We start from the raw sequence: 10,757 nt of genomic DNA on the forward strand, positions 1-10,757 counted from the left end.
GGAGGGACGAATTTCGAACTGGAAGGGTAGCCTATGGAATTTGAGCAACCGCCCGCATACCCCCAGTATCTAATCCGAAGATCCCATGGGATTGTCCTCAAAGTTGTACCTGATCGCCGCTGACGACACAGTACACGCGCTGTCCAACGCGGCCTTCATGCGAATGTTGCGTCGGGAATCCGACACCCGCATTCCCGAATTCGCAGGACAGCGTGTTCGGCAGGCCAGTATCGTAATTTCCTTGGTGAGTCGTGAGCCAACAACGATAGTCCGCTGCACATACTCCATCTTGGACATCGATGAGAATGGTGTGCTTGATGTCGACCGATGGGACGCACAGCAAATCGCCCGCGTGGCTGACCCGTTCGCATCAGAGCGACCAGACCGTGGTGACATACCTCAAGTCATTGATGCCGCCCATCGTTTCATTGCTCGCGGTGGATCCTGGGTTCCGGAACAAGCATTGCTGAATCGCATTGAACGGGCTGCACTGCAGAAACTGGTTTGTCCTCGGGTAAAGGTTGTGCGCTGACCGCACAGACCCTTGGTGGTTACACCAAAATCAAGTTCAGCGTGCGGTTGAACATACCTGGGACATCCTGTTGTAGGTCAGCTTCTTGGAGCCGCCACTAACTCACGCAGTTGGCCATGAACGACCCCTGGGACCACCAACTTGAGTGGCAGCTCAAGGCTGGTTGCGGCCGTTCGCCAAACGCTGTGCAACGCGTTTTGCAAGACTGGGCTGCTGCCGGTTTCAAAGACACCTTGTTTAGAGCTGGAAGTGGCCGATCTGAGTCTCAACGACCACTAAACGATCGCCTGCGACGCATTTTGTCGCGCCGCTGCACACAATCCATTGGCATGTGCTGTCACATATCCCTGTTTCAGGCGGTTCAGGCAGAAAAACGCTGTCAACAGCCAACCCATGGAGGCCATGTATGTTCACGTCCGATGAGTCGCCGATCGCTGCCAGCGCTCGATCCCTGGCGCTGAGAAAGCAGCCTGAGGCGCCGCTTTCCCTCCCCAACAGCCGTCCGCACCGTTGACTGGTTTGCTCCCTGTGGACTCGGCCATGCACCGCTGGGCCCAGGAACTGCGCACACTGCTCGACAAAAGCTCCAGCGCCGATGAAACAGACTGGCAGTTGCAAGGACATGCGGTGTTGCTGGAGAGCGAAGTCCTGGAAGAAGTGCCTGCCCTGCTGGAAGAGGTTGTACTCATCGCTGGCCTGCCCCTGCACGTCTTTTCTGCCGCGAATGTGGTGGAGCAATTCCTGCCATGGATCGGAGAACTGCCCGACGACGCACCCACGCTGGTCTACCTCACTCCCGGGGAATGGATGGACCCGTCCTCTCCGGGGACAGACGGTGAGCCACCCGCCTGCGCAGGAGACTCCTGCGCAGATGCATTCCTGCGTGCCCTGCAAGACCTCATTCAGAGCCTGTCTACCCGGCCAGTGGTGCTGGTCACAGCGGGTCGCGGATTCGAGCAGCTGTGCGTTTGCCTGCGACAGGCAGCGTACTTCAATCGACGCATCCACGTCCCCGAATGGAATGCCGACAGCCGGGCGGGAAAGTTCCTACGTGAACTCGGTCCGGAGCTGGCCGACGAAAGCCTTTCCGCGAAGCCCCGGCGTCTGGGCGCCTTGCTCAAGGCCGTATTCCTGGACCGTCGCCAACGCCAACTGACCATACTGGCACTCAAGCGCCTGGCTCGACATCAACAGCGCAGGGTCGGTTTTACCGACCTCGTGCAGATGGCCACTCAGGGCACGACCGAAGAAGATCCGATGCCGACAGATTCCGCAGCGCGTTACCGGACCGCCGTGCACGAGGCAGGGCACGCCCTCATCTTGCACCTGGACTCGTCGGCGATGAGTGCGCCGGATTACTGCACGGCGATCCGGTCGAGAGACAGTCATGGACGAACAGTGGCGTCCTTTGAGGCCATCGAGTCACGAGGCGATGACCTGACGATCGACAACGTCCGGCACAAGATCCGTACCCATCTGGCGGGCCTGGCGGCCGAGCATCTCGTGCTGGGCGCCGACAAGGTCAGCGCAGGAGGATCGGGGAGCGATCTGGACGAGGCCACCCGGTTGGCCACCTACATGTTTGGCGACTGGGGGATCTCTCCCGACAGCAGCGCACCCGCTCTGCAAGCGTCGAACCTGGCCACGGTGATCAATGACCGCCACCCCGCCGACGACCCTCGGGTGACCCGAATGACCCGCCAGTACCTGCAAACCGAATACACCAAGGCGACGGAAATTCTGCGCAAGCACCTCGTCTACCTCGATAGCATCGTCGACGCACTGTGCCAGCAAGACGTGCTCATCCAGGAAGACTTCGAGCGGCTCTGGGCAGGATGTGCTGAACAGAGCGAGCGCACCCCGTTTGGAAGACCCATGAGGAACACGGCGCCCACCCAAGCGTGAACCGGTTTGGTCGCCCCCAAAACGTGACCACATGACCGGAGATTCGCACGTGGCTCTCACCCATCAAGACTTCCTGCTCAGTGACAAGCAACTCACAGAAATCAACCGCTACTTCGAGGCCCGCGCAAGCAGCGTGGCTCAATCGGGTGATCATCCTGTGCCCCACGCTCAACGTTCACTTTTCGTTTGCGCCGGTTTTTGGTCGCAGCGTCCACATTTCGTATGACAGTGAGACAACACCGCTTGAAATCGAATGCCAGTGGACCGATTCCCCCTGATACTGCGATGACCTGATTCATTAGCGCACATGCCCGCCCAGACAACCCGCCGCACGCTCTCTCGTCAATGGGAACTCCTGAAGCTGCTGCCAGCGCGCGGTGCCGGCAAGACGGCTGCCGAGCTCACCCGTGAGCTCAGCGCGCAGGGCTTTGCGGTCAGCAAACGCCAGATCGAGCGCGACCTCTGGGACCTCTACGAGGTGTTCCACCTCGAGTGCAATGGAGACAGCGCCCCGTACGGCTGGAAGTGGCCCAAGGGAGCCAGTCTGGATCTGCCGGCCATGGGGGTTGCTGAAGCCCTGTCCGTCTGCCTGATGCAGGACGCCATCAAACCGATGGTGCCGGCGGCGCTGCTGGACGTGCTGGAGCCCCGATTCACGCTGGCCCGACAGAAGATGACGGCACTGGCCGCGGACAACCAGGTGGTCAGCTGGTTGCAGAAAGTTCGCAACGTGCTGCCCACGCAGCCCCTGCTGCCCGCCACCGTCCGGGAAGACGCGCAGGCAGCGGTTCACGAGGCCTTGCTGATGGACCGGCAGTTGCAGGTCAGTTATGTGGCCAGCGACGAACGCGAGCCCATGGAGATGCGCTTGCATCCTCTGGGCATGGTCAACCGGGGCCACGTCTCCTATCTGATCGCCACCGCCTGGGACTACGCAGACATCCGCCTCTACGCCATGCACCGCATGGTCCAGGCGGAAGCCACGGAAGGAAAGGTTCAGCGGCCGGACAACTTTGATATCGATGCCTACATTGCCCAGGGCGCCTTGCACTTCGGTGGCGAACAGATGATTGAGCTGCGACTGAAGGTCAATGAATATCTGGCGCGGGTGCTCTCTGAGACACCACTATCGCTGGACCAGCAGATCGACGGCGAGGTATTGACCGCGACCGTCCGGGACACATGGCAACTGCGCTGGTGGATCCTGAGCCAGGGATTTGGAGTGGAAGTGTGTGGCCCTGACGCATTGCGAATGGCCATCGCCCGGGAACTTCAGCAGGCTGCTGAACGGTATGGCGCCTCGCCGCCAGTACCTGTGGAAAGGAATCGCAGTGACTGAGAGTCCGCAGACCACCCCAAAAACGGGACCACACATGACACCGGAAGTGCGACTGGAGGGCTTTCAGTGGAGCGGAACGTCTCACATCCCCGGCCCGCGCCCGCCCAGCCGACATGACCAGGACACCCCCCTGCTGTGGCTGACCCGCGTTTCCGCATCTCCCGGCGAACGAGGAAGCCTGCTCTTCCTCGTCAACGACACCGGCGAGGTGTTGCGCAAGGTCAGCGTCGAAGGCTTCGCCATCGCCACATTCGACGACGAAGCCTGTGCGCTGGGCGGCCCCAGCCTTGTGTACAAAGATGTGCCTCCCGGAGCCGCCGTGAAGGTCGATGCCTACGATGACTTTTATGATCTTGACTATTCGATCGGGTTGACTGTCACGGCGGAAGGGACAAGCTTCAGTGCACGCACTTTTTTTGTTGGGCCTGAAAAGGGCGGGCAAAGTAATGCGGTTATTTGGTGGAAAAACTTAGAATAAAAATATTGCATCTCAGCAATCCCGCAAACCACGACAGACATCTAAATATTTCATTCTCGACACCCGTTACAACTCCACACCCCACCTTTGCCAATCAATAAATGGCAATAAAACTACACAAATCGCGTTACAAAAATGTCTCGCCAGCAGCACTGATTGAAGAAGACATCCGACTTGGGTTGAGAGTTGCTGAAGTATACAAAGATGCCAAGTTCTACACCAAGCTAAAAGTAGAACGAGCAATCGCCAACATAATCAGAAGCAGCAATGGTGCGCTCGGATGTAGTGGAAGCAAAAAAAATGGATGTCTGTACAGAGAAAGGTCACTAAACGAGTTCTGGAAATCTGGAAATAACGAAGATGTTGTTTGTGATCACGCAGTCCCTGTAACAGAACTGGTTCGCCTCTATCTAGATTCAAACACGGATATCAGGGAACTAATTTTTTCACCGGTTGTCCGCATCTCAAAAGCCGCGGATCAAGAGCTTACCAAAAAGCATGCAAAATCTGGCACCAAAGAAAAAATCTTTCCGCTAAGTTTTCCTCTATACAGATACTCGCACATAGGTCTTGAAATAGTCACCCATACAAACCAGACAGTAGACCCGACAACATGGACATATGAAGATCACTGGAATCTTATCAACCAATCAACGCCGGAATTAACAGAAACCTTGCAAGCATTGTTCGGAGAAAACATTCCACTTAAGAAAACTCAATCACATACGCCTTAATCAAAAAACATTTCAATAACCAGCCAATGCGCTATCTCACCAAATCCCGCTTCAAGATCGCCCTGTCCTGCCCCACCAAGCTCTTCTATACGGGCAAAGCGGACTTCGCGAACACCATGGCCGACAATGACTTTCTGGCCATGCTCGCGGACGGCGGGTTTCAGGTGGGGGAGCTGGCCAAGATCCTGCATCCTGGCGGGCACGAGATCATCAGCAAGAACAACGCGGAGGCGCTGATTGAAACGGCGGAGTGGATGCGCCGGGACGAGGTGGTGCTGTTCGAGCCGGCGTTTGCTGTCGATGGCTGCCTGGTGCGGGTCGACATCCTGATCAAGCGCGGAATGAGCATCCAAGTCATCGAGGTGAAGGCCAAGTCCTTCGACTCGAACGAACCGGGCTTTGAGGGCAAGCGGGGCGGTATCGCCTCAAGCATGCTGCCCTATTTGCAGGACGTGGCCTTTCAGAAGCACGTGGTCTCGCGCGCTCTGCCCGATCACACGGTCACGGCCTCGCTGCTGCTGGCCGACAAGAGCCGCAAGGCGACGGTGAATGGCTTGAACCAGATGTTCAAGGTTCAGCGCAATGGCCGCAGCACACGGGTGATCGTCAAGCCCGAGGCCTACGCCCTGAACGAGCAGGATTCAGTGCTGAGCACGATATCGGTCGATCATCTGGTCAACCAGTTGCTGTCCGCGCCGTTCGAGTTTCCGGGCGGGGCCGCGCCTTTGCCGCATCTGATCGAGCAATGGGGTCATGCCTATGCGCAGGACGAGCGCATAGCGCCGGTGATTGGCAGCCACTGCGGGGGCTGCGAGTTCCATGCCGATCTGGGCAACCCGCTGCGCAGCGGCTTCCACGAGTGCTGGATGCAGGCGACGGGTTGGACGAAGGAGAACTTTCCCGAGCACACGGTGCTGGACATCTGGAACTTCCGGGGCAAACAGCGCCTTATGGAGGAAGGCAAACTCCGGCTGTCACAAGTCACCGAGGACGACATCCGACTCAAGGACGGCGACGCCGACGGACTGAGCCATTCCGAACGCCAGTGGATGCAGATCGCCGGTCTTCCCGCCGAGCATCAGGCGCGCGGCTTTTATCTGGACGACCAGGGGCTTCTGATGGAAATGGCCCGGTGGGGCTACCCCTATCACCTGATCGACTTCGAAACCGCTGCGCTGGCTCTACCAGTGCACAAGGGGCGGCGCCCATATGAACAGATGGCGTTTCAGTTCTCGCACCATGTGATGGAAGCGGACGGCTCGGTTCGCCACGAAGACGAGTTTCTTCTGACGGAACCCGGTGAGTTTCCCAACTACGCCTTTGTGAGAGCGCTGCGTGCGGCACTGTGCAAAGACGAGGGAACGGTCTTCCGCTGGAGCCATCACGAGAACTCCATCCTCAACGCCATTAAGCAGCAGTTGAGGGAAGACGAGGCGCCACCGGCAGACACGCCGGAGCTGATCGAATTCATCGACTCGATCACCAAGACGGGAGGCCGGGCCATGGTGGACCTGGCCGACGTGGCGCGGCGTCGCTACTTCCACCCTTACACGCAAGGCAGTTGCTCGATCAAGAAGGTATTGCCTTCGGTGATGCGCTCCAGCGCCTTCCTCGCGGCACGCTACGGCCAACCGATCTACGGAAGCGAAGCATCGGTGGGCATTCCCAGCCGCAACTTCAGCAACATGGTGTGGTGGTCCGGCAGCGGCGGCGAGGTGCAGGACCCGTACAAACTGCTGACCCAGCAGGACTTCGGGATTCCCCAGGCAGCCATCAACCAGGGCGGCGCGGCCACCACTGCCTACATGCTGCTTCAATTCGAAGACATGCCCGCAGAACACCGCACAGAAATGAACGCCGCCCTGCTGCGGTACTGCGAGCTCGACACACTCGCCATGGTCATGGTGCTGCAGGCGTGGCAGCACTGGGCCAGCGACGCAGCGCACGCGCTTTGAACGGCCACCCATATCCTTGCCAGGAGCCCCTTTTGAACACACAAGACGCTGCTGACCTGACCGTGCACATCTCGAAAGTGCTTTTCGAGTTGGATCCAATGAACACCTGCTGCAATGTGAATGAGGGGATGGAGGACGAGTACCTAACAGAAGCGCGCTCCATCGCAAGCCTTTTGCGTACAGGCATCGCCGTCCGGGACGCGGTCAAGCTCACGTTCGACGAAGCCTACTGGGTCGGGTGTCTTGAGGAGCCCACCCGGGCACAGGGACTTGACGCCGTGGTTGCGTCACTGGCGTCGGGTGAGTAGCCCGTGTTGGGCTGTCAGTCTCGAAGGGGCTGAGCGCGCCTCGGTTGGCGGCAGGGGGTCTGTCTTCCAGGGTGCAGTCCAAGCAGTCGAGTAATAAAAGGAACGGAACTCACCATGTCTAACGACGTTCACAGCGATCAGCCATCGGACAATGGTGTCAAGCCTTCACCTTCAACTTGTCCGGAGTTTTCGAGCGATATCATTGAGCGCGCGGACGAGATGGTTGCATTCGATGAGGCCTATCCAGTCTCTCTGTTGCAAAGAAAGCTGCGAATTCATTACCACGTCGCCCAGCGACTTCTCGATCAGATCAAGAAAAGGAGATCTCTCATGTCTCAAGACCTTCCAGGGGTGCTCAGAAAAGCGTGGGGCTACGCGATGAATATCTACTCAGCAGGGAAGGTCAACTCGGAAAGGACCTTGCACTCAATCATGTATTCGCAGTTGGTTGCAGCCTTGCCGGAATGCACGGTATTGTGTGAACCCCAGTTGCCAATCACTCAGCACGGGGTGTTTGTTCCTGATGTGGTGATCATCGACGACCAAAACCAAATCGTGGTTGCCCTTGAAATCAAGTTCGTCCCGCACGGATATCCGGTTTTCGAGGCCGATATCGCCAAGCTTCGTGCCATTGCCATTGATGGCGAACGATCGGCCTATGATCTGTTGCTGCAGCCTGCTACAGGGAAGTTCAAGGACAGGAAGACAACGATCAGCCCTGATTGCCTGTTTGTCTTTGCTGTTGTCGGTCGCTCGGATGCCAAGGCCGTTCACACCGAAACCGTGGAAAAAGCGTTCTTTGGCGGAGATCAAGGTGCGCTTGCCGAGAGATTTCTCGTACTGCCGTATGTGACCACATATCTTGGCTGAGGGGGAGCAAGAGAATCGATTGGTCTTGGAGACCTCGATGGCGCGGTCAGGTTTTCTGGATACGGCTGGCACCGTGAACTCAGCTCCCGGACGCGACCGACTGCAATCGCTGCACTGCCGAACTTGAAAAATCGAAGGTCACTTGAGGCTGGTTGCTGGCACTCAGTTTCTACGGCTGAGTCGAAAGGCGGCACCGCAACCGGTCTTTCACCGGTCAGGATCTCTAGCGACCGCTCGACCACCTGGACCGGTCTTTCGGCAGGGGCGACGGGTGCAAAGTTCAGGAATGGCCGCTCACGTTGCGCACGAACTGGTGCTCCCGACCCTTATCGGTCATCCAGGGACCCAAAGCGAAGCGGTCACTGTGTTAGAGCGGATGCCGGGTTTCGTGGTTTACTTATACCTGTAGAAAAAACGGGACCTAGCATCTAACCCGTTGACCTGTTTGTATTTTTGGGAGCTTTAGATGACCAGAATATCCCGCAGCTTCCAGCTTATCCCGCAGATTCTGCGGGATACATTACGTTAGGCTGCACAATCGGGAGCTACAGTATGCGAACGCCCGATTTTTCAAGCCCTGCAGTAATAGTCGCAATCGGCATTGCTGCCGCTGCGGCGCTCTGGGGTGTTGCCCAGCTCGTTCCCCCGATCTTTGATGGCGTTGGAGTACTGATCAAGGCGATCGGTGCCGCTGGCGGATTGGCCGTTGCTACCGCTACGACTGGCTTTGCCACAGCGGGTACCGTAGCAACTTGGCTCGCACCTACTGCTGCAGCAGGCCTCGCAGCAACCGGCATTGGAGTGTCCTATGTGGTGCTGCACAAAGTCGTTGAACAAGCGAAGGAGAAGCCGTATGAATGGCTACTTCCAGCCCTTGGGCTCCTAGCAGTCTTCTTTGTTGACTTGTCGAAGGACGAACTACTCGCAACCGGTACCGAGCGAGCGCTGTATGCACTAACGACAGGATGTTGCGCAATCGGCGGAGGAATTCTGCTGCTGAATCAGCGCATCTGGGTTCGCGTTCTTGGGTTCCTCATACCATTCCTTCCAACTTTTGTCCTGTGGGGCGCGCTCGTGCGGGAAGGGCAGATGACGAGGGGTCTCGATGACTTCCTTCGCTCTGGTAGCGCGGGGGCACTTGGACTGATCGGAGTGCTTGTACTTGGGGCCGTGATCGCACTACTTGGTCGCCCCTGAAGAATCCCCGGAACCCGCATAAACACAGGGCTTTCGGGGTGATTGCGGGTAGCCGGAACTCCCAGTTTGATTTCCAATAGGGGCAGTTTTCTGGGAGTTCTGCCGTGCTGTTTGCCTGCCCCGCCACCGACGATTTCTTCCGCTCGCGCATCGATCACATGATCGATCTGCGCCATCCGCTGGCGGTGTTGGCCTCGCGCATGCCCTGGCAAGAGATCGAAGCGCGGGTGGCTCAGGTCTTCTCCCGCAAAGGCCGCGCTGGTGTGGTCATGCCCGACCTGGACCTCTTCGGTGAGCAGGTGCAGCGTGCAGCAGTGGCCAGCAACGCAGGACGCCCCCGCATACCGCTGCGCATCATGATCGCGCTGCTGTACCTCAAACACGCCTTCAACGAGTCCGACGAGGGTGTCGTCGAGCGCTGGGGCGAGACGCCGACCTGGCAATTCTTCTCGGGCCAGGCGTACTTTGAACACCACCGCCCCTGCGACGCCACCACCCTGATCAAGTTCCGCCAGTTGCTGGGCGAAGAAGGTGTGGAAGAACTGCTGGCTCAGACCATCAACGTGGCCGTGGACCTCAAGCTGATCAAGCCGCAGGAGCTCACGCGCGTGATCGTGGACAGCACCGTGCAGCACAAGGCCGTTGCGCATCCCACCGACAGCCGACTGTTGGAGACGGCGCGCGCCAAGCTGGTGGAGGCGGCCAAGGACGCCGGCATCGAGCTGAAGCAGACCTTCGCCAAGGAAGGCCAACACCTCAGCCACAAGGCCGGGCGCTATGCCCACGCCCGCCAGTTCAAGCGCATGCGCCGGGCCATCAAACGCCAGCGCACCATCGTCGGCCGACTGCAGCGCGAGATTGATCGCAAGGCCAGCGCCATCGGGGCTGCCGTGCGGGATGCGCTGGGCGAGACCTTGAACAAAGCCCGGCGCATCGTGGCCCAGAGCGGCCAGCGCAAAGCCGCCGAAGGACAACCCAAGCTCTACGCCTGGCACGCGCCCGAGGTGGATTGCATCAGCAAAGGCAAGGCCAAACAGCCCTACGAGTTCGGGGTCAAGGTGGGCATCGCCAGCACCTTCAAAGGCAACCTGATCGTGGGCGCCCGGGCGTTCCACGGCAACCCGTACGACGGGCATACGCTGAGCGAGCAACTGGAGCAGGCCACGATCCTGATGCAGGACAGCAGGGCAAAACCAGTGACGGCGTTCGTCGACTTGGGCTATCGGGGTGTGGATGCGGACAACCCGGATGTGCACATCGTGCACCGGGGCAAGGCCAAACGGATCAGCGAGCAGGAGCGACGCCAGCTCAAGCGGCGCCAGGCCATCGAACCCATCATCGGCCACCTCAAAGCCGATCACCGCATGGACCGCTGTCACCTCAAAGGTGAGCGGGGTGACCGGCTGCATGCGGTGCTGTGCGCTGCCGGTTTCAACATC

At 58.7% G+C, this 10,757-nt stretch carries 10 protein-coding genes; all 10 read left to right on the top strand.

The window, feature by feature from the left end; genetic code table 11:
* Window positions 1-85 precede the first annotated feature (85 nt).
* Window positions 86-532: a hypothetical protein gene (locus AC0GNO_RS16330; RefSeq protein ID WP_472904699.1), complete on the top strand. Its 447-nt coding sequence runs from the start codon at window positions 86-88 to the stop codon at window positions 530-532.
* A gap of 540 nt (window positions 533-1,072) precedes the next feature.
* Window positions 1,073-2,437, top strand: coding sequence for a M41 family metallopeptidase (locus AC0GNO_RS16335; RefSeq protein ID WP_472904700.1), 1,365 nt, complete (start codon window positions 1,073-1,075; stop codon window positions 2,435-2,437).
* Between the two features lie 307 nt (window positions 2,438-2,744).
* Window positions 2,745-3,776 (top strand): helix-turn-helix transcriptional regulator, encoded by a 1,032-nt coding sequence (locus tag AC0GNO_RS16340; protein WP_472904701.1) that lies wholly within the window; start codon window positions 2,745-2,747, stop codon window positions 3,774-3,776.
* A gap of 34 nt (window positions 3,777-3,810) precedes the next feature.
* Window positions 3,811-4,254 (top strand): hypothetical protein, encoded by a 444-nt coding sequence (locus AC0GNO_RS16345; RefSeq protein ID WP_472904702.1) that lies wholly within the window; start codon window positions 3,811-3,813, stop codon window positions 4,252-4,254.
* 101 nt (window positions 4,255-4,355) lie between these two features.
* On the top strand, window positions 4,356-4,988 hold the full coding sequence (locus AC0GNO_RS16350; RefSeq protein ID WP_472904703.1) for a hypothetical protein: 633 nt from the start codon (window positions 4,356-4,358) through the stop codon (window positions 4,986-4,988).
* 26 nt (window positions 4,989-5,014) lie between these two features.
* Entirely contained in the window at window positions 5,015-6,943 is a 1,929-nt protein-coding gene (locus AC0GNO_RS16355) for a DUF2779 domain-containing protein (RefSeq protein WP_472904704.1), read from the top strand.
* Window positions 6,944-6,975: 32 nt separating this feature from the next.
* Window positions 6,976-7,251: a hypothetical protein gene (locus tag AC0GNO_RS16360; RefSeq protein ID WP_472904705.1), complete on the top strand. Its 276-nt coding sequence runs from the start codon at window positions 6,976-6,978 to the stop codon at window positions 7,249-7,251.
* Window positions 7,252-7,365: 114 nt separating this feature from the next.
* A complete protein-coding gene (locus AC0GNO_RS16365) occupies window positions 7,366-8,121 on the top strand; it encodes a hypothetical protein (RefSeq protein ID WP_472904706.1) in 756 nt (251 codons plus the stop codon).
* Between the two features lie 552 nt (window positions 8,122-8,673).
* Window positions 8,674-9,318, top strand: coding sequence for a hypothetical protein (locus AC0GNO_RS16370; protein ID WP_472904707.1), 645 nt, complete (start codon window positions 8,674-8,676; stop codon window positions 9,316-9,318).
* A gap of 107 nt (window positions 9,319-9,425) precedes the next feature.
* Window positions 9,426-10,757: IS5 family transposase (locus AC0GNO_RS16375; protein ID WP_472904709.1), on the top strand; the 1,332-nt coding region annotated here is incomplete at its 3' end.

This window comes from Hydrogenophaga sp. L310 (assembly GCF_055703065.1).